At 64.0% G+C, this 19,475-nt stretch carries 19 protein-coding genes and 1 tRNA gene; 17 read left to right on the forward strand and 3 right to left on the reverse strand.

Going from position 1 to position 19,475, the window contains the following annotated elements; all coding sequences use genetic code 11:
* Positions 1–47: 47 nt before the first annotated feature.
* A complete protein-coding gene (locus tag JQ631_RS16185) occupies positions 48–1,037 on the reverse strand; it encodes a fumarylacetoacetate hydrolase family protein (RefSeq protein WP_212327575.1) in 990 nt (329 codons plus the stop codon).
* Between the two features lie 111 nt (positions 1,038–1,148).
* On the opposite strand from JQ631_RS16185, the gene JQ631_RS16190 reads away from it, so the two are divergent.
* Genes JQ631_RS16190 through JQ631_RS16210 form a run of 5 tightly spaced genes read left to right on the forward strand, consistent with a single transcriptional unit; the run spans position 1,149 to position 5,114 of the window.
* Positions 1,149–2,069 carry an ABC transporter substrate-binding protein gene (locus JQ631_RS16190; RefSeq protein WP_212327577.1) on the forward strand — a complete coding sequence of 307 codons (921 nt, stop codon included), beginning with the start codon at positions 1,149–1,151 and terminating at the stop codon, positions 2,067–2,069.
* A gap of 12 nt (positions 2,070–2,081) precedes the next feature.
* Complete coding sequence (locus JQ631_RS16195) at positions 2,082–2,786, forward strand: GntR family transcriptional regulator (protein ID WP_212327579.1); 705 nt, start codon at positions 2,082–2,084, stop codon at positions 2,784–2,786.
* On the forward strand, positions 2,783–3,589 hold the full coding sequence (locus JQ631_RS16200; protein ID WP_212327581.1) for an ABC transporter ATP-binding protein: 807 nt from the start codon (positions 2,783–2,785) through the stop codon (positions 3,587–3,589). The genes JQ631_RS16195 and JQ631_RS16200 overlap by 4 nt, the downstream gene beginning before the upstream one ends.
* Positions 3,586–4,350: an ABC transporter permease gene (locus JQ631_RS16205; RefSeq protein WP_212327582.1), complete on the forward strand. Its 765-nt coding sequence runs from the start codon at positions 3,586–3,588 to the stop codon at positions 4,348–4,350. The genes JQ631_RS16200 and JQ631_RS16205 overlap by 4 nt, the downstream gene beginning before the upstream one ends.
* On the forward strand, positions 4,347–5,114 hold the full coding sequence (locus JQ631_RS16210) for an ABC transporter permease (RefSeq protein ID WP_212327584.1): 768 nt from the start codon (positions 4,347–4,349) through the stop codon (positions 5,112–5,114). Before JQ631_RS16205 ends, JQ631_RS16210 begins: the two co-directional genes overlap by 4 nt.
* 79 nt (positions 5,115–5,193) lie before the next feature.
* On the opposite strand, the gene JQ631_RS16215 is transcribed toward JQ631_RS16210, so the two are convergent.
* Positions 5,194–5,270: transfer RNA gene (locus tag JQ631_RS16215), tRNA-Met, on the reverse strand.
* Between the two features lie 310 nt (positions 5,271–5,580).
* Here JQ631_RS16215 and JQ631_RS16220 point away from each other — a divergent pair.
* From JQ631_RS16220 to JQ631_RS16240, 5 genes are all read left to right on the forward strand, one after another.
* Positions 5,581–7,038, forward strand: coding sequence for a coniferyl aldehyde dehydrogenase (locus JQ631_RS16220; RefSeq protein ID WP_212327586.1), 1,458 nt, complete (start codon positions 5,581–5,583; stop codon positions 7,036–7,038).
* A gap of 128 nt (positions 7,039–7,166) precedes the next feature.
* Entirely contained in the window at positions 7,167–8,765 is a 1,599-nt protein-coding gene (locus tag JQ631_RS16225; RefSeq protein WP_212327588.1) for a GMC family oxidoreductase, read from the forward strand.
* Between the two features lie 198 nt (positions 8,766–8,963).
* Positions 8,964–9,476, forward strand: coding sequence for a CvpA family protein (locus JQ631_RS16230; protein WP_212327590.1), 513 nt, complete (start codon positions 8,964–8,966; stop codon positions 9,474–9,476).
* A gap of 129 nt (positions 9,477–9,605) precedes the next feature.
* Positions 9,606–10,388 (forward strand): SDR family oxidoreductase, encoded by a 783-nt coding sequence (locus JQ631_RS16235; protein ID WP_212327592.1) that lies wholly within the window; start codon positions 9,606–9,608, stop codon positions 10,386–10,388.
* Positions 10,385–11,374: an NADPH:quinone reductase gene (locus tag JQ631_RS16240; RefSeq protein WP_212327594.1), complete on the forward strand. Its 990-nt coding sequence runs from the start codon at positions 10,385–10,387 to the stop codon at positions 11,372–11,374. The genes JQ631_RS16235 and JQ631_RS16240 overlap by 4 nt, the downstream gene beginning before the upstream one ends.
* Here the strand turns inward: JQ631_RS16240 and JQ631_RS16245 are convergent.
* Positions 11,371–11,802, reverse strand: a complete 432-nt coding sequence (locus tag JQ631_RS16245) for a DUF3775 domain-containing protein (protein WP_212327595.1) — start codon at positions 11,800–11,802, stop codon at positions 11,371–11,373. The two genes, JQ631_RS16240 and JQ631_RS16245, sit on opposite strands and share 4 nt — an antisense overlap.
* 132 nt (positions 11,803–11,934) lie before the next feature.
* Here JQ631_RS16245 and JQ631_RS16250 point away from each other — a divergent pair, with 132 nt between their 5' ends.
* The 7 genes from JQ631_RS16250 to JQ631_RS16280 all read left to right on the forward strand — a co-directional run bounded on the left by JQ631_RS16250 (position 11,935) and on the right by JQ631_RS16280 (position 19,428).
* On the forward strand, positions 11,935–12,786 hold the full coding sequence (locus JQ631_RS16250; protein ID WP_212327597.1) for an MBL fold metallo-hydrolase: 852 nt from the start codon (positions 11,935–11,937) through the stop codon (positions 12,784–12,786).
* Positions 12,787–13,002: 216 nt separating this feature from the next.
* On the forward strand, positions 13,003–13,845 hold the full coding sequence (locus tag JQ631_RS16255) for a fumarylacetoacetate hydrolase family protein (protein WP_212327599.1): 843 nt from the start codon (positions 13,003–13,005) through the stop codon (positions 13,843–13,845).
* Between the two features lie 167 nt (positions 13,846–14,012).
* Entirely contained in the window at positions 14,013–14,624 is a 612-nt protein-coding gene (locus tag JQ631_RS16260) for a glutathione S-transferase family protein (RefSeq protein WP_212327600.1), read from the forward strand.
* A 14-nt stretch (positions 14,625–14,638) separates the two neighbouring features.
* Positions 14,639–15,508 (forward strand): MBL fold metallo-hydrolase, encoded by an 870-nt coding sequence (locus JQ631_RS16265; RefSeq protein WP_212327602.1) that lies wholly within the window; start codon positions 14,639–14,641, stop codon positions 15,506–15,508.
* 160 nt (positions 15,509–15,668) lie between these two features.
* Positions 15,669–16,817 (forward strand): alpha/beta hydrolase, encoded by a 1,149-nt coding sequence (locus JQ631_RS16270; protein ID WP_212327604.1) that lies wholly within the window; start codon positions 15,669–15,671, stop codon positions 16,815–16,817.
* Between the two features lie 68 nt (positions 16,818–16,885).
* Positions 16,886–17,857 (forward strand): iron exporter MbfA, encoded by a 972-nt coding sequence (gene mbfA, locus JQ631_RS16275; protein WP_212327606.1) that lies wholly within the window; start codon positions 16,886–16,888, stop codon positions 17,855–17,857.
* A gap of 98 nt (positions 17,858–17,955) precedes the next feature.
* Positions 17,956–19,428, forward strand: a complete 1,473-nt coding sequence (locus tag JQ631_RS16280) for an amidase (protein ID WP_212327607.1) — start codon at positions 17,956–17,958, stop codon at positions 19,426–19,428.
* The last annotated feature ends 47 nt before the right edge of the window (positions 19,429–19,475 follow it).

Below are 19,475 nucleotides of genomic sequence, written 5' to 3' on the forward strand. Positions count from 1 at the left end.
GGCGCTTCCTCGTTGATTGTTTTGGTTGGCGGCCGTCAGACGCCTCTTCAGGATTCCTGCCGCTCGACGCGATTCTTCAAGCTACCGATCTTCTCGACCTCGAGCTCGATCGTATCACCATGCTCGAGATACCATCCGAGCTCCAGGCCGCAGCCATTGCCGACCGTGCCGGAGCCGATGAATTCGCCCGGCATCAGCGTCTCGTCCTGGGTGACGTGGGCGATGATCTCCTCGAAGGAAAACAGCATGCCATCGCTCACGCCTTTCGAACGGGTTTCACCGTTGACGCGCGCTTCCATTTTCAATTTGTAGGGGTCGCCGATCTCATCAGGCGTCACGATCCAGGGACCCATCACGTTGCCGCCGTCAAAACTCTTGCCCTTGGCCGGGCCGAGCCGTCCCTCCATCTCGATGCGCTGCGCGTCGCGCGCGGAGAAATCGTTGAAGATGGTGTAGCCGAAGATGTGATCCCCAGCCTTCGCGGCGGAGATGTTTGCGCCCTTGTTTTTGGTGATGATCCCGAACTCGAGCTCGTAGTCCATGACCTTGCTGTAGCGCGGCCATTTCACAATGGTGTTGGTGCCGCGGACGCTGAAGCGATTGGTGATGTAGAAGATCGGCTGCCTGCGATAGACCTCGGGCAACTCGCCGAGCGGCTCGGCGTCGATGCGCGCCAACTCCGCCAGGTCGCCACTGGCGCGCGCCGCGAGCTTCCGCTGCCCGCGTGGCGCTTGCAGGATGTGCAGCGGAAATGACATGCCGTCGCGCATCTGCCTGGGCTCCGGCACCGGCGCGAGAATCTCGACAGCGCTGACCGCGGCGGACAGCGTCGCGTCCTTGCCGTGCTTGTCGAGCAGGGCGCGCGCCCGATCGAGCGCGCGGGGGCCAGCATCGATCAGTGCCAGCATCGAACTGAAGGCCGGATCGAACTGACCGCCCCGCGCGGCGGCGGCGGCGAGATCCAACATTTGGCTGTCATTGGCATGGACGGCTCCGATTTTCTCCTGACCGGCCGACCTGAATGTTGCGAGCTTCACCTTGGGCACCCCTTGCTATCGTTTCTAATATATGATCAGATAAAATATCGATAAACAAGATAGAAAAATACAAATCGGGAGAGCGCGGTGAGGCAAACGCAGGTCAGGGGAATGTTGGCGGGTCTCGTGTTCGGGATGTCCATTGCGTGGACGGCGCCAGCACTGGCGCAAGCCAAGATCCAGATTGGCTGCACCGCGACCTCCGACTGCGCCTCGGCGATGGTCGCGGTCGACGAAGGCATCTTCAAAAAGCATGGGCTGGACGTCGAGATGACGCCGATCGCGATCAACTCCAACATCCCGGCGGCGATCCTCTCGAACTCGATTCAGGTGGGCGGCCCCACCTCGACCGTCTTCCTCCAGGCCGTCGACGGCGGCCTCGACCTCGTCGCGATCGCCGGCGCCTCGGTGATGAACCCGACCTCGAACACCGCGATCGCCGCCTTCGTCCGCAACGGTCTCACCATCAAGGAGCCGAAGGATTTCATTGGCAAGAAGGTCGGCGCGCCCGGCCTGAATGCCTTCCTGCACGTACTTTTCGTGAAATGGCTGGTGGAGAAAGGCGTCGATCCCAAAAGTGTCAACTTCGTCGAAGTCACCTTCCCGACCATGGCCGACATCATCAAATCAGGCGGTGTCGATGCCGTGCTCACCGCCGAGCCGTTCGTCACGCGCATGACCAATGCGGGGCTCGGCTCGGTGGGCGCACGGTACGGCGCCGAGCTCGGCCGCACCGATCCGATCATCTTCTATGCCGCATCGCGCGACTGGGCGGAGAAGAATGCGGCGACCGTGAAGAAATTCCGCGAGGCCATCGCGGAGGCTGCAGTCATCGTCAACAACGATCGCGAGAAGGCCTCCGCCTCGATCGCCAAATTCACCAAGCAGCCGATCGAGCTCGTCAAGGCGACGCCGCCGAACCAGTCCGAGCCGAACCTCAAGCCCGAGAACCTCACCTGGTGGATCGACGTGATGTCGTCGCAGAAGATGCTGCAGTCGAAGCTCGACACACCGAAACTCGTGCTGAACTAAGGGATATCGACGATGCCTGCTCCCGAGCGCACTCTCGAACGCCCGCCGGCTGAGGCCGGCACCTTGAGCGAGCGCGCCGCAAGCCTGATCGAGCAGGACATCCTGGCCGGACATCTCGCGCCGGGATCACGGCTCGGCATTGTCGATCTCGTGCAGCGCTACGACATCGGCGCGACGCCACTGCGCGAAGGCCTGTCCCGGCTGATGTCGCGCGGCCTGATCGTCGGCATCGGCCAGCGCGGTTTTCGCGTCGCCGAGGTCAGCCGCGAGGATCTCGCCGACATCACCTGCATGCGGACGGCGGTCGAGATCGAGGCTGTCAGGCTCGCCATCCTTCACGGCGATGTCGCCTGGGAAGCCGGCATCATCAGCGCGCTGCATCAGATGCGCCGGCATATCGAGCGCACCGGTAACGAATTCCGCGAGGGCGCTGCCGATTTCGACCGGCTGCACAAGGGTTTTCACACCGCGTTGCTCGCCGCCTGCGGCTCGCAGCGCATGCTGGCCGCCCATTCCGATCTCTACGACCAGGCCTACCGCTACCGCCGCGTCATGATGGGTGCCATCGACAGCGGCGAGGGGTTCATCCGGAGTCACCAGATGCTCGCCGACCGTGTGCTTGCCCGCGACCTGGCTGCCTCGCAAAAAATGCTGGCAGCGCATCTGCACTCGACCATCGATTTCGTTTATCCGCCTGATAGCCGGGAGCAATCATGAGCGTCGTTGCCAGGCTCGACGAGGCACGCGACGCGCGGCAGCAAAAAGCGCTGATCGCGTTCAACGCCGCGACGCTGCGGCTCGGCGGCAAGACCATCATCGAGAATCTCGATCTGGAGGTACGGCCGGGCGAATTCCTCTGCATCGTCGGCGCCTCCGGCTGCGGCAAGACCACGGCGCTGCGGCTCGCCGCGGGCCTCTATCGCCCCACAAGCGGCGCCGTGACTTTCGACGGCGAGCCGATCACGGGACCGCGCCGCGAGGTCGCGATCGTGTTCCAGGATTACGGCAAGGCGCTGTTGCCGTGGCGGACCGCGGCCGGAAACATCTCGTTGGCATTGGAAGCCTCGCATGTGCCGGCGCGCGAGCGCGGCACGCGCATCGAAGCGCTGCTGCGCAAGGTCGGGCTGCCCGGCCATGCCGACAAGTACCCGACCGAAATGTCGGGCGGCATGCAGCAGCGCCTGCAGATCGCGCGCTGCCTCGCGCAGGAGCCGACGACGCTGCTGATGGACGAGCCGTTCGGCGCGCTGGACGCGATGACACGCCAGGGCCTGCAGGACGAGGTGCTGTCGCTGACGCAAGCGAGCCGGACCACCGTGATCTTCGTGACCCACGATCTCGACGAGGCGATCTATCTCGGCGACCGTGTCATCGGCCTGCTGCCGCATCCGGGCCGGATCGGCATCGAGCTCGACGTCGACCTGCCGCGCCCGCGCGACCAGCTCGCCACCCGCGAACAGCCGGAATTCCTGCGGCTGCGCCGGCAATTGTTCGACTTCATCAAGGCGACCGAGCATTGAGCCTCAATCGCGCGAGGCCCTTGCTGTTGCCGCTGGCGCTGATGCTGGCGTTCGAGTTTTGGGCGCGCCTCACCCATCTGCAGAGCGATAGCCTGGCACCGCCGAGCGCGATCATCGCGGCGCTGGCTGCGGCGCTTGCCGATCTCTCGATTCCGATCGCGACCCGCGACACGCTGTTCGCCGCCTTTGCCGGATTGGCGATCGGCAGCGCCATAGGTCTTTCGCTCGGCATCGCCTTCGGCATCTCGCGTCCCCTCGACCGGCTGATGGAGGTGACGGTCGAGGCGATCCGCCCGATTCCCTCGATCGCGCTGCTGCCGATCGCGCTGATCGCGCTGGGCTTCGGCTATCGGATGGAGATCGTGATCGTGGCGTTCGCCTGCGTCTGGCCGATGCTGATCATGACGCGCAGCGCCGTGCGCAGCATCGAGCCGCGATTGATGGAGGTGTCGCGGGCCCTGCGGCTGAGCGCGCCGCAGCGCATCGCAAAGATCGTGATCCCGGCCGCGCTGCCGCGGATCTTCGTCGCCTTCCGCCTGTCGGCCGGCATCGCCCTGATCGTCGCCGTCACCGTCGAGATCGCCATCAATCCGATCGGACTCGGCGCCGGCATCATGCTGGCACAGCAGGCACTGCGCGCCGATTTGATGCTGGCCTATCTGCTCTGGATCGGCGTGATCGGCTACGCGCTGAACATCCTGTTGATCGCGGCCCAGCGCCGCCTGTTCGGCCGCGCTGCGCTCGCCGGAGACAATCCATGACTCGCGCTGCGATCCTCTGGCGTGTCGCAAGCATCCTCGTCGCGACCGGCTTCATCGCGGCGTGGCAGCTCATCGCCAATCTGCGGCTGGTCTCGCCGGTGTTCCTGCCCGGCCCTGACAAGGCGTGGGCTGCACTGGTGCGCGGCTTTTCGGGCGGCGATCTCGCGGCCAAGCTCATCGGCACGCTCGAGCACATGGCCTATGGCTGGCTCGCCGCCTCGATCGCCGGCATTGCACTCGGCGCGCTGATCGGATCGTCGAAAGTGATGCGCGCCTATATCGCGCCGTCGCTGGAATTCCTGCGGCCGCTGCCGGTCTCAGCGGTCATCCCGGTCGCGATCGCGATGCTCGGGCTGACGCAAGGCATGGCGCTGTTCGTCATCGCCTTCGGCGCGATCTGGCCGATCATGCTGGCCACCATTCACGGCTTTGCCGCGGTCGAGCCGCGGCTCTACGAGGTCGCGCGCTCGCTGCAGATGTCGCGCACATCAGTCATCGGCAAGATCGCTCTGCCCTCGGCACTGCCAGACATCCTCGCGGGCATGCGGCTCAGCCTGACGGTCGCGCTGATCCTTTCGGTGGTCTGCGAGATTCTCGCCGGTCTCGACGGCCTCGGTCAGTGGGTCCTGCTCTCGGCACGTGCGTTCCGATCCGCCGACCTCTTCGCTGGCGTCATTCTGCTCGGTGCGACCGGATATCTGACGTCGATTGCGATGTCGCTCGTCGAGCAGCGACTGCTCGCCTGGCAAACTGCGGCCCGGTAGCGCGCGATCGCATCGCTAAAAACAAGAATGGCCCGCGCGAAGCGGGCCATTCTCGTATCGGAACCGGTCATTCCGAATTTGGTTGCGGGGATAGGATTTGAACCTATGACCTTCAGGTTATGAGCCTGACGAGCTACCGGGCTGCTCCACCCCGCGTTAAACCGTTGCTTTGCCTTCACGGAATGGCCGGGGACGGTGGATTGAGGGCCGACGCTCTTCGCGTGGCTTGCTTCTCCCGTCCCGAAGGCTTCCCTGGAAGGCAACCCCGGACCAAAGCCCGTCGGGTGCGGGGGGTATGTACCAACCCGTACCGCCTTTGGAAAGGGCTGGCGGGACGATTTTTTCGACTTTGTGACAGGTTGCGGCGCGAATTCCGGCCGATTTGCCCTGCACTTGCCAGAAGTTCCACAAACCGCCAGCTTGCGGCAACAAAACAGCGGCGAAACGTCAGTGAGGGAGGAGCGCCATGGACAAATCCCTGGACAAGCTTGTGGACCGCCCCCTCGCGAGCGCTCCGCTGGCCGCGCTGACGGACAGCTTTCAGGCCATGATCGCGCGCTCGCGGGCCGAGCCGGCGCCTGATTGCGCCGCGCGGCTCGACCGGCTGGCACGGCTGCGGACCGTGGTCGCCGACAACGAGGAGCGTTTCCGGCAGGCGATCTCGGCCGATTTCGGCCACCGCTCTGCGGTCGAGACCACCATCGCGGAGGCGATGATGGTGTTCTCGGAGATCCGGCATGCCACAAAGCACCTGAAGAGCTGGATGGCTCCGCAGCGCGTGGCGACTGCGCTGCAATTCCTGCCCGCGCGCAACCGGTTGATCCCGCAGCCGCTCGGCGTCGTCGGCATCATCGCGCCCTGGAATTATCCGCTGCAGCTCACGCTCGCGCCGGCAATCGGCGCCATCGCCGCCGGCAACCGCGTCATCATCAAGCCGAGCGAGCTCGTGCCGCACTTTTCCGCGCTGTTGAAGGAGACGGTCGCGCAAAAATTCGACGCAACCGAGTTGCTCGTCACCGGGATCGAGGACGAGGTCTCAAAAGCTTTCGCACACCTGCCGTTCGATCATCTCGTGTTCACGGGCTCGACCCGGGTCGGACGGCTGGTCGCGGAGGCTGCGGGACGCAATCTCACGCCTGTCACCCTCGAGCTCGGCGGCAAGTCGCCGGCGATCATCGATGCCTCTGCCGATCTCGACGAGGCGGCCGAGCGTATCGCCTATGGCAAGCTGCTCAATGCCGGGCAAACCTGCATCGCGCCGGACTATGTGCTGGTGCCGGAGCGTTCGTTGCAGGCTTTCGCCGAGAAGGTGCGCGCACAGATGCGGCGCATGTTCGGCAGCGATCCCGCCAACAAGGACTACACCTCGATCGTTTCTGACCGTCATTATGCGCGGCTGGAGAGCCTGGTCACGGATGCCGCGCAGCGCGGCGCAAAAATCCTGCAACCGTCGAAAGCAGACGATCCCAACTGGAAGTCACACCGCAAATTCCCGCCGACGCTGATCCTCGGCGCCACCGAAGACATGGCCGTGATGCAGGAGGAGATTTTCGGGCCGGTGCTTCCCGTGTTGGGCACTCGCGAACCGGCAGACGCCATCGCCTTCATCAACCGCCGTGACCGGCCACTCGCGCTCTATTGGTTCGGCAAGGACGCAGCCGCACGCAACGAGGTCTTATCGCGCACCGTCTCCGGCGGCGTCACCATCAACGACTGCCTGTTTCACTTCGCGCAAATCAACCAGCCGATGGGTGGCGTCGGCGCGTCCGGCAGCGGCGCCTATCACGGCGAATGGGGTTTTCGCACGTTCAGCAAGCTGAAGCCGGTGTTCTATCGCTCCAGGTTCAACCGCCTCGCCGACCTCTATCCGCCATATGGGGGAAAGATCGCGCGGCTGGAGAAGATGATGCGGTTCATGTCGTAGCGTCAGTCATTCCGGGGGCGATGCGCAGCATCGAACCCGGAATCCATCTTGCCACATGCTACGCGGATGAATGGATTCCGGGCTCGCGCTTCGCGCGCCGGAATGACGAGAAGAAGGGGGAAACATCAGTGACTGACACATTCGATTTCATCGTCGTGGGCGCGGGCTCCGGCGGGTGCGCGGTGGCGGGGCGGCTGTCGGAGGAGGCGGCAACATCCGTGGTGCTGCTCGATGCCGGCGGCAAGAACGACAACTGGCGCATCACCACACCGTTCGGGCTGGCTCTGCCATACCAGGCGGCCAATTGGGCCTTCGACACCGTGCCGCAAAAGGGATTGAACGGCCGCATCGGCTATCAACCGCGCGGCAAGGGCCTCGGCGGCTCCTCGGCGATCAACGCCATGGTCTATATCCGCGGCCACAAATGGGACTACGACCACTGGGCCGCGCTCGGCAATGAAGGCTGGTCGTATGCGGACGTGCTGCCCTATTTCAAGCGCTCGGAGAACAATTCTGATTTCGATGGCGAGTATCACGGCAAGGGTGGCCCGTTGCACGTCAACAGGCTGCGCTCGGACAATCCGATCCATGATGTCTTCCATCAGGCCGGCCGCGAGGCGCAGTTCCGTATTCGCGAGGACTTCAATGAAGCGGATCACGAAGGGCTCGGCAGCTACCAGGTGACGCAGCACAAGGGCGAGCGCTGGAGCGCGGCGCGCGCCTATCTGCAGCCTCATATGGACAAGCGCGCCAATCTGCGCATCGAGACGGCGGCGCATGCCACGCGCATCCTGTTCGAAGGCGGGCGCGCGGTCGGCATCGAATATGTGCAGGGCAAGCAGACAAAGCAGCTGCGCGCCCGCCGCGAGGTGATCCTTGCCGGTGGCGCGTTCCAGTCGCCGCAATTGCTGATGCTGTCGGGCGTCGGCGATGGTGAGGCGCTTGGCCAGCACGGCATCGGCGTCACGCATCACCTGCCGGGCGTCGGGCGCAATCTGCAGGACCATCCGGATTTCGTGTTCGTCTACGCCTCCGACTATCCGCATTTCGTTCACGCGTCACTCGGCCGGGTGCCGTCCCTGCTTCGCGCTATCCAGCGCTACCGCAGGGAACGGCGCGGCCTGTTGACCACCAATTTCGCCGAATGCGGCGGCTTCCTGAAGACGCGACCTGACCTCGACGTACCCGACATTCAGCTACATTTCGTCATCGCGATGCTCGACGATCACGGCCGAAAGAAGCACAAGGAGGCCGGCTTCTCATGTCACGTCTGCCTGCTCAGGCCGAAGAGCCGCGGCAGCGTCTGGCTGAAAAGCGCCGATCCGTTCGCAGCGCCAATGATCGATCCGAACTTTTTGGGCGAAGACGAGGACCTCGAGTCGATGGTCGCAGGCTTCAAGACCACGCGACGGCTGATGGAGACGCCCGCGTTGCGCGCGTTGCAGAAGAAGGACATGTTCACGTCCGATGTGCGAACCGACGACGACATCCGCGCCATTTTGCGCAATCGCGTCGACACCGTCTATCACCCCGTCGGCACTTGCAGGATGGGCACCGATGCGATGGCCGTGGTCGATCCGAAGCTGAAAGTGCACGGCGTGGAAGGCCTGCGCGTCGTCGACGCCTCGATCATGCCGACGCTGATCGGCGGCAACACCAATGCACCTGCTATCATGATCGGGGAGAAGGCCGCCGATATGATCCGGGCGGAGATGCGGGCGAGCTAGACCACGCGATCTCCACATCTTAGTCCCGGCGCAGGCCGGAACAACCACGAGGCGATGTTTTCTTTACCGACGTCAAATAGTCATGGAATGGGCGCAGTATCCGACCCTCTGGGGCCAACAAAAATACAGACGATTTTAGCGATATGAAACCGAATGACCGGTTCGCCGTTCATTCGTTCCATTGGCAGGGTTTCGCTCATGAACAGTTTCGATCTCGCCGTCTATGCCGCGTTCGCAATTGCGATCGGCTTCGGCTTCAGGACCGGCCTGCTCGGCAGCGCCATGACCATTCTCGCTTATCTCCTCGCCGCCCCCATCGCGGTCGCGCTGATGCCGATGATCGTGCCGCAGGTCGCCGAAAATCCGAACGCGCCGCAATTTCAGAACTGGATCTGGTTCTTCGGCATCTTCGTGGTGGTCGGAATGCTCTTCGGATATATCGGACGCCTCGCACTGAACGACACCATCCGCGATGCCGGGATCGGCGACCGCCTCGGCGGCGCGGCGCTCGGCGCCATCAGGGTCGGCCTCGTCGCCACCACGCTCGTGCTGGTGTTCGACCAGATCGTGCCGGCCAACCGGCAGCCGCCGTTCCTCGCCGGCTCGCATCTGCGGCCGCTGTTCTCGCTGGCCGGTCAGATGGGGTTCAAGTCGCTGCCGCCGGAGGCGGCCGCTGCGATCGACCGCCTCAAGCAGGAGCGGCGGATCTAACCCGCGCATTTGCATCGCCGCGGCGCGCGCCATGCATTTTGACGCGGTTCCCTCCCTTATCAGCGGCACCGCAGTTGGCTAGAGTGCGCTCCATCCAAAAACCTAGCCTGACATTACGGGAGTGAAACAGTGGATCTTGGGATCAAAGGTCGCCGCGCCATCGTCTGCGCATCCAGCAAGGGCCTCGGCCGCGCTTGCGCTTTCTCGCTGGCCGAAGCCGGCGTCGACGTCACGCTGACCGCGCGCGGCGCCGAAGCCCTGAAGAAGACGGCCGACGAGATCAGGAAAGCCTATCCCAGCGTGAAGGTCACCGAGATCGTCGGTGACATCACCACGCCCGCCGGCCGCGAGGCCGTGCTGAAGGCCTGTCCCGAGCCCGACATTCTCATCAACAATGCCGGCGGGCCGCCCCCCGGCGACTTCCGCAACTGGACCCGTGACGACTGGATCAAGGCGATCGACGCCAACATGCTGACGCCGATCGAGCTGATCAAGTCGACCGTGGACGGCATGATGGCGCGCAAGTTCGGCCGCATCGTCAACATCACCTCGGCCGCAGTGAAGGCGCCGATCGACATTCTCGGTCTCTCCAACGGCGCGCGCGCCGGCCTCACCGGCTTCATTGCCGGCCTGTCGCGCAAGACCGTGATCAACAACGTCACCATCAACGGCCTCTTGCCCGGCCCGTTCGAGACCGACCGTCTGACCGGCACCGCGAAGGCCGAGGCCGACAAGCGCGGCACGACGCCGGAGCAGATCCTGGCCGAGCGCGCCAAGCTCAACCCCGCCGGCCGCTTCGGCCAGCCCGACGAGTTCGGCTATGCCTGCGCCTTCCTGTGCGGCGCCAAGGCCGGCTTCATCACCGGCCAGAACATCTTGCTCGACGGCGGCGCCTTCCCCGGCACGCTGTGAGGGCAGTCTGGTACGAGCAGACGGGACCGGCGGTCGACGTTCTCACCTATGGTGAGATGGCGACGCCGGTCGCAGGTCCAGGCGAAGTTCGCATTCGCCTGGAGGCCTCCGGCGTCAACCCGGCCGATGTCGGCCGGCGCGGCGGCTCCTATCGCGCCATGGAATACCCACGCGTCATCCCGAACAGCGACGGTGCAGGCTTCATCGACCAAATCGGCGACGGCGTAACACGATTCAAAATTGGCGACCGCGTCTGGCTGTTCAACGGCCAGCGCAATGGCCGCGCCTACGGCACCGCGGCAGAATACATCGCGCTCGCAGAACAGCTGGTGACGCCGTTGCCGGACCATATCTCGTTTGCAGACGGCGCGACACTCGGTATCCCCGCGATGACGGCATGGTGCTCGCTGTTTGCGGACGGGCCGATCGTCGGCAAGACCGTTCTGGTCACCGGCGGCGCCGGCGCGGTTGGGCACTATGTGGTGCAACTCGCGAAATGGGGCGGCGCGCAGGTGATCGCGACCGTCAGCGCGGCGATGAAGGGCGAGCAGGCACGGCGCGCGGGCGCGAATCTCGTGGTGAATTATAAGGACGAGGACGTCGTCGCCAAGGCGATGGCCTTCACCGGCGGGCGGGGTGTCGACCGCGTGGTCGATGTCGATTTCGGCGGCAACATCGCGACGACGCTGAAGCTGATGGCGATGAATTCCACCATCGCCGTCTACGCCACCAATGGCAATCGTACGCCTGAGGTCCCGATGCGCGAGCTGATGGAGAAGTGCATCAATCTAAGGTCGCTGGTGCTGTTCGCGCTGCCGCCGGCACTGCTCGCAGCGGCGCAGGCCGACATTTCGAAATGGCTGGCGGCGGGGCCGCGCATTCACAATATCGCGGCACAATTCGCGCTGTCGGACACGGCGCAGGCCCATCTCGCCGTCGAGAAGGGCGACAAGCTCGGCACCGTGATCGTCGACTGCGCGCGTTAGGCCACAGGCGTGGTCCGCTCGTCGGTCCAGTCGATGCCGAGTTCGTCCATCCCGTCGGCGAGGAGATCGCCCAGCATCGGCTCGCCCAGCAGATATTGCACTGTCTCGCGCCGGGGTGCCTTGTATTCGGCACGCGCTTCGACGGCGCGGGCGCGCAGATCGTCCCACTCATCGACATCGCTGTCACCGCGGCCGAGCCACATCAGCGTGACCAGGTCGAGCTGCTCGTCCTCGTTCAGCGCCTGGATGAAGCCGCCGAGTTCGGCTGCGACCGGATCGGACGACGTGTCCTCCAGCACGTCAATCTCGTCGTCATCGGAGGGGTTGGAGCCCGAATCCTGATCGGAGGCACCTTCCTTGACGTCGAATTCGCGCGCCTTCTCGATGATGAAGGCGACCTTGTCGGCGGAAATGGCAAGCTCTGGCATGGGTTTCCCCTCGGACTCTGGCCGCTGGTTTCGAGTTCCTGCGATAACGCAGCATCACGGCAGATGATCCATTGCGTTCGGAGGCGGAAGGCCGCATCTTTCGCGAAAGCAAGAAAATGAGGGGTACGCCCGATGCAGTGGAAGGTCGGCAGGGTCAAAATCACCAAGGTGGTGGAGATGGAGACGGTCGGCTCGACCCGCTTCATCCTACCCTTGGCCGGCAATGACGAGATCAAGAAGCTGCCCTGGCTGATCCCGCATTTCGCCACCGAGGAGGGCCGGCTGAAAATGTCGATCCATTCGCTGGTGGTGGAGACGCCGTCACGCCGGATCGTTGTCGACACCGGCCTCGGCAACGACAAGCAGGGCCGCAACATCCCGACCTGGAATAATCGCGACACCCCGTTCCTGGAGATGATGGGTGCGGCGGGCTTTCCGCCCGATAGCATCGACACCGTGCTGTGCACACATCTCCATGTCGACCATGTCGGCTGGAATACGAAGCTCGTCGGCGGCAAATGGGTACCGGCCTTCCCCAAAGCGCGTTACGTGTTCGGCCGCACCGAATACGAGCATTGGCTGAACCATTCGACCGAGCCGGACAAGCAGGCGGTGTTTGACGATTCCGTGAAGCCGATCGTCGATGCCGACCGCGCCGATCTGATCCCCAGCGACCACCGGCTCACGGACGAGATCAGCATGATCCCGACGCCCGGCCACAGTCCCGGCCATATGAGCATCCTGATCCAGTCGGACGGCGAACAGGGATTGCTGACCGGAGATGTCGCCCACCATCCCTGCCAGATGGCACATCTCGCGTGGTCCTCGACCGCGGATTCCGACCAGGCGCAGTCGGCGACGACGCGGGCAGCGCTGTTCGGCCGGTTTGCCGATACGCCGACGCTGGTGATCGGTGGACATTTCTCGGCCGGGCACATTCGCCGCGAGCGAGATGCGTTCAAGTTTATGGCGTTGCAATCATAGGCTTCGTAGGGTGGGCAAAGCGAGGCGTGCCCACACGTTCGGCCTGTAGCAAAAGATCGTGGGCACGGCGCTTCGCGCCTTTGCCCACCCTACAGGACCTCGTCCCCCCACCGAATTGAGAGGGCTGCAATGCACGCCTTTTTCGGCGGTTGAATTTCCCGCCGCCCTGTTCCATGAAGCTATTTAACCGATCAGTCCACTTAGGGAGAAACGAGAATGAAGCTTGTTCGTTACGGCGAAAAGGGTGCGGAAAAGCCCGGCCTGATCGACAAATCCGGCCAGTTGCGCGACTTGTCGGCGCATGTGAAGGACCTTACCGGCGAGGCCTATTCGCCGGAATCCCTGAAGAAACTGGCCGCGATCGACCCGGCCTCGCTGGCTGCCGTTTCCGGCAAGCCGCGCTTCGGCGCGCCGGTCACCGGCATCTCGAAATTCGTCGCGATCGGCCTCAACTACAGCGACCACGCCAAGGAAACGGGCGCTGCAATTCCGACCGAACCGATCATCTTCATGAAGGCCAACACCTCGCTGTCCGGCCCGAACGACAAGGTCGAGAAGCCGCGCGGCTCGACCAAGCTCGACTGGGAAGTCGAGATCGCTGCGATTATCGGCACCCAGGCAAAATACGTCTCGGAAGCCGATGCGCTGAACTACGTCGCCGGCTATTGCGTCTGCAACGACGTCTCCGAGCGCAACTTCCAGACCGAGCGCCTGGGTCAGTGGACCAAAGGCAAGTCGCACGACACGTTCGGCCCCGTCGGCCCCTGGCTTGCCACCAAGGACGAGATCAAGGACGTGCAGAACCTGTCGATGTGGCTCGACGTCAACGGTCAGCGCCGTCAGACCGGCTCGACCAAGACCATGATCTTCTCGATGGCCAAGTGCATCTCCTATGTCTCGCAGTTCATGACCTTGCTGCCGGGCGATATCATCACCACGGGCACCCCGCCCGGCGTCGGCCTCGGCATGAAGCCGCCGACCTTCCTGAATGTCGGCGACGTCGTGACCCTGGGCATCGAAGGCCTCGGCGAGCAGCGCCAGGAGATCGTGGCGGCGTAAGGCCTCCGCTCTCTCCCCGTCATTGCGAGAAGCCCGCGACAAAATTGCGAAGCAATTTTGCGCTGGCGACGAAGCAATCCAGACTAATTCCACGGAGGCAGCCTGGATTGCTTCGCATCGCTGGCAATGACGAAAACCAATTGCCGATCACCCGCAGGATATCTCCGATGAAACTCTCCTTCTCCGCCGCCTCGCCTTTCGCCCGCAAGGTGCGCATCGCTGCGATCGAGCTCGGGTTGATCGACAAGATCGAATTCACACCGGCCACCGTCGCGCCGGGCACCGCCAACGAGGACTATTCGAAGATCACGCCGCTGAAGAAGCTGCCTGTGTTGATCACCAACGACGGCGACGTGATTTTGGACTCCTACGTCATCGTCGAATATCTCAACGAGATGGTCGGCGGCAGTCTGATCCCGGACTACGGTCCGCGGCGCTGGAAGGCCAAGACCAATCATTCGCTGATCAACGGCATGCTCGATTCCATGCTGCTGTGCCGCTACGAAAAGATGGTGCGGCCGCAGGGCCTGCAATGGCAGGCGTGGTCGGACGACCACTGGAACCGGGCCTGGACCGGCATGGCGCGCTTCGAGAACATGCCCGACGTTCTGAACGGCCCGTTCGACATTTCGCAGATCGGCCTCGTTTGCGTGCTCGGCTATGCCGACTTCCGCTTCGCCGATTGCGGCTGGCGCAAGGCCTATCCAAAACTCGACGCCTTCCACCAGAAGATGCTGGAGCGCCCCTCAGTCAAGATCTCGGTGCCTCCGGCCGCATAACAGCGGGAGTTCTCATGAGCCTGAAATACGCGGTTGGCGAACTCACCATCCAGCGCGTCATCGAGCAGGAAACGTCGTTCGTGCCGGCACTCGAGATGCTGCCGGGACTGACGCCTGAGGTATTGGCCGAGAACCGCGCGTGGATGCGGCAGGCCAAGGCGCTGGACGATCAGGACGTGTTGATGCTGGCCTTCCAGTCCTATGTGGTGAAGACGCCGCACCACACCATCCTGATCGACAGCTGTATCGGCAACGACAAGCCGCGCCCCAATCGTCCGAAATGGAACATGAAGACCGACGATACGTACTTGCGCGCACTCAATGGCGCCGGCGTCTCGGTCGACGACATCGACTTCGTGATGTGCACGCATCTGCATGTCGATCACGTCGGCTGGAACACGCGGCTCGAGAACGGCCGCTGGGTGCCGACCTTCCCCAAGGCGCGCTACGTGTTCGCGAGGCAGGAATATGATCACTGGTTCGCGGAGAACGCGAAAGCGGAGATCCCGCCCTTCGCCGACAGCGTGCTGCCTGTGGTCCAGGCCAACAAGCACGAGCTCGTCGGCAACGATCACCGGATCGGCGATCACGTCCGCATCTTGCCGACGCCGGGTCACACGCCCGGGCACATCGCCATCGCGATGGGACGCGGCAAGGACGACGCGGTATTCTCCGGCGACCTCATGCACTCGCCGCTGCAGACGCTCTATCCGGAGCTGTCGATCAAGTTCGACGTCGATCCGGCCAAGGCGGCCACGACGCGCCGCAGCTTCCTCGAGCGCTATTGCGACACCGACACGCTGTGCTGCACCGCGCATTTCCCATCGCCGTCGGTGGGGAAGATCAAGCGCAAGGGCAACGCCTTCGTGTGTGAGTCGGTTTAGCGTACGCGATCTTCCCGCATCATTGCCGTCATGGCCGGGCTTGCCGCGGGCATCCACGTTCTTACAATCAACGGCAACAAGAACGTGGATGGCCGGCATAGGCGAGCGGAAACGACGCCGTCCTTCAGACGGCTATGCCTGGCCAGGGCGAGGAAACAAAATGGCTGATCTCCCCGACATCCCTCTCCCCGCCGGCATCCGCTCGCGTTATGTCGACGGCATCAACGGCCTGCGCATGCATGTGCTCGAAGCCGGTTTCGAGACCAGGGGCCGTCCCTGCATCCTGCTGTTGCACGGTTTTCCGGAGCTCGCTTTCTCCTGGCGCAAGGTGATGCCGGTGCTGGCAGCGGCCGGCTATCACGTGCTCGCGCCCGACCAGCGCGGCTATGGCCGCACCACCGGCTGGACTGCTGACTACGACGGCGATCTCACCCCATTCTCTCTTCTCAACATCGTGCGCGATGCGCTCGCCCTGGTATCGGCCTTCGGCTATAGGCAGGTCGATCTCGCCGGGCATGATTTCGGCAGCCCGGTCGCGGCCTGGTGTGCGCTGATCCGGCCCGACGTGTTTCGCTCGGTGACGTTGATGAGCGCGCCGTTCGGCGGAGCGCCGGCGCTGCCGTTCAATACGGCCGATGGTCCGACGCAGCCTGCGGTCGAAGACCCCGTGCATCGCGAGCTCGCCGCGCTGCCGCGCCCGCGCATTCACTATCAATGGTACTATGCGATGCGTCCGGCCAATGCCGACATGCAGCACGCGCCGCAGGGCGTGCATGATTTCCTGCGCGCCTATTATCATCACAAGAGCGCGGACTGGATCGACAACAAGCCTTATGCGCTGAAGTCGTGGTCAGCAGGCGAGCTCGCAAAGCTGCCGACCTACTACGTGATGGATCTCGGTGAGACCATGGCCGAGACGGTCGCGAAGGAGATGCCCTCGCCTACCGCGATCGCTGCCAACCGATGGCTGCCGGACAGCGACCTCGCTTACTACAGCGCCGAATACGCCCGCACCGGATTCCAGGGCGGGCTGCAATGGTACCGCTACGGAACCTCGGGCATGCTCAACAACGAGATGCAGTTGTTCTCGGGGCGTAGCATCGACGTGCCTTCCTGCTTCATCTCCGGCAAGCAGGATTGGGGCACCTATCAACGCCCCGGCGTGTTCGAGGCGATGCAGGGGCGCGGCTGCACCAGGATGCTCGGATGCCATCTCGTCGATGGTGCCGGCCATTGGGTGCAGCAGGAGCAGCCCGCTGAGGTCAGCCGGTTGCTGCTGGACTTCCTCGAAAAGGCCCGCACCGCCTGATTTGACCGAGGAACCGCGCCGCCCTATATAGTTTAGAACCATTCTAAACTATCGAGACAGGGCCATCCGTGAAGACTTTTGCCGATTTGACCGAGCGCGAGGTGCTTGCGGTCGCGATCTCGTCCGAGGAGCAGGACAGCCGCATCTATATGAGCTTCGCCGAGGATCTGCGGGAGCGCTATCCGGACACGGCCAAGATATTCGAGGAGATGGCCGAGGAGGAACGCGGCCACCGCCATCGCCTGCTCCAGCTTTATGAAGAACGCTTCGGCCCGCATCTGCCGCCGATCCGCCGCGAGGACGTCAAAGGCTTTCTGCGCCGGCGCCCGATCTGGCTGACCAAGAACCTGCCGCTCGACACGATCCGCAAAGAGGTCGAGACCATGGAGCTCGAGGCCGAGCGCTTCTACGCGCGCGCTGCCGAGCAGGCCGAGGATGTCGGCGTGCGCCGCCTGCTCGGCGATCTCGCCGAGGAGGAGAAGCATCACGAGAATCGTGCGGTCGCGCTGACCGACGAGATCTTGAAGCCCGACGTGCGCGCCGAGGAAGATCGCACACGGCGGCGGATGTTCGTGCTGCAATATGTGCAGCCGGGCCTCGCCGGCCTGATGGACGGATCGGTCTCGACACTGGCGCCGCTGTTCGCGGCGGCCTTTGCCACCCACCAGAACTGGCAGACTTTCCTGGTCGGCCTTGCCGCCTCGATCGGCGCCGGAATCAGCATGGGGTTTGCCGAAGCGCTGTCCGACGACGGCTCGCTGACGGGGCGCGGCTCGCCCTGGCTGCGCGGCATCACCTGCGGCGCGATGACGACGCTCGGCGGGCTCGGCCACACCATGCCTTATCTCGTGCCTGATGCCTGGCCCAACGCCTTCTGGATCGCGACGGCCATTGCCGGCATCGTCGTGTTCTTCGAATTGTGGGCCATCGCCTTCATCCGTGCGCGCTACATGGACACGCCGTTCCTGCAGGCGGTATTCCAGATCGTGCTCGGCGGCGCCATCGTGCTGGCGGTGGGGATATTGATCGGGGCGGCCTGAGGCATTCCGCGTCACGGCATGGCAATCGCGATCAAACGGCGGTTGCGGCATTCCGCCAAACTGCGCATCATCCCCTTGGTGAAGCGCAGGAGCATGTCGTGGCGAAATCGGAATGGAGTTTCAAGAGCGCGGTCGAGCTGTCGGCCGCATTGACGGCGAGGAAGGTTTCCGCCGTCGAGCTCACGCAGGATGCGATCGACCGCATCGAACGTCACGACGGCAAGGTCAACGCGATCTGCGTTCGGGATTTCGATCGCGCCCTCGACGCGGCGCGCGGGGCAGATGCAGCATTGGCGCGGGGCGAAAGAAGGCCGCTGCTCGGCCTGCCGATGACCGTGAAGGAATCCTACAATATCGCCGGCCTGCCCACGACCTGGGGCATCCCCGCGCAGAAGGATTTCATTGCCAAGGACGATTCGCTGCCGGTCACGCGCCTGAAGGACGCCGGCACCGTCATCATCGGCAAGACCAACGTGCCGCTCGGGCTCGGCGACTGGCAGAGCTACAACGACATCTACGGCACCACCAACAATCCCTACGATCTCGGCCGCACACCCGGCGGCTCGTCCGGAGGCTCCTCGGCCGCGCTTGCCGCGGGTTATGGCCCGCTGTCGATCGGCTCCGACATCGGCGGGTCCCTGCGCGTGCCGGCCTTCCATTGCGGTGTCTATGCCCACAAGCCGACTTTCGACCTCGTCGCCATGCGCGGCCATACACCGCCGCCGCTGCCACCCCTGCCGTTCGAGCGCGACCTCTCGGTGATCGGCCCGATGGCACGCAGCGCTGCCGATCTGTCGCTGGTGCTCGACGTCATGGCCGGGCCCGATCCGATCGACGCGGGCCTCGCCTACCGGCTCGAATTGCCGCCGGCACGGCACACCGCATTCAAGGATTTTCGCGTGCTGGTGATCGACACCGATCCGGTGCTGCCGACCGATACCGCCGTGCGCGGCACCATCAACGCGCTCGCCGACAATCTGGCGAAGGCCGGCGTGAAGATCGAACGGACCAGCCCGCTGCTGCCGGACTTTGCGGCATCGTCGCGACTCTATATGCGCATCCTGATGTCGTTCCTCGGTTCGACGTTCGCACCAGACATCTATGCCGGCGCCAAGGCGGCCGCGGCCGCCCTGCCCGAGAGCGACAACAGCCTTGCCGCCGAGCGGCTGCGCGGCATCGCGCTGAGCCATCGCGACTGGGTGATGGCGACCGGCGGACGCACGCGGTTGCGCGCACAATGGCGCGAGCTGTTCAAGACGTTCGACGCGGTGATCTGCCCGGTGATGCCGACTGCAGCCTATCCGCATGATCATTCGCCCGAGCAGGAAAAACGCCGCATCACAATCGACGGCAAGGCGCATGTCTATCCGGACCAGCTCGCCTGGCCCGGCATCGCCACGCTGCCCGGCCTGCCCTCGACTGCGATCCCGACCGGATTTGCGCCGGACGGACTGCCGGTCGGCGTCCAGATCGTCGGCCCGTGGCTGGAAGATCGCACGCCATTGAAGCTGGCGGAGCTGATCGAGCGTGAATTCGGCGGGTTCGTGCCGCCGAAGATGTTTGACGACTAGTTTCTCGCGTCATTGCGAGCGAAGCGAAGCAATCCGGAATCTTTCCG

The organism is Bradyrhizobium manausense (assembly GCF_018131105.1).
Taxonomy (GTDB): Bacteria; Pseudomonadota; Alphaproteobacteria; order Rhizobiales; family Xanthobacteraceae; genus Bradyrhizobium; species Bradyrhizobium manausense_B.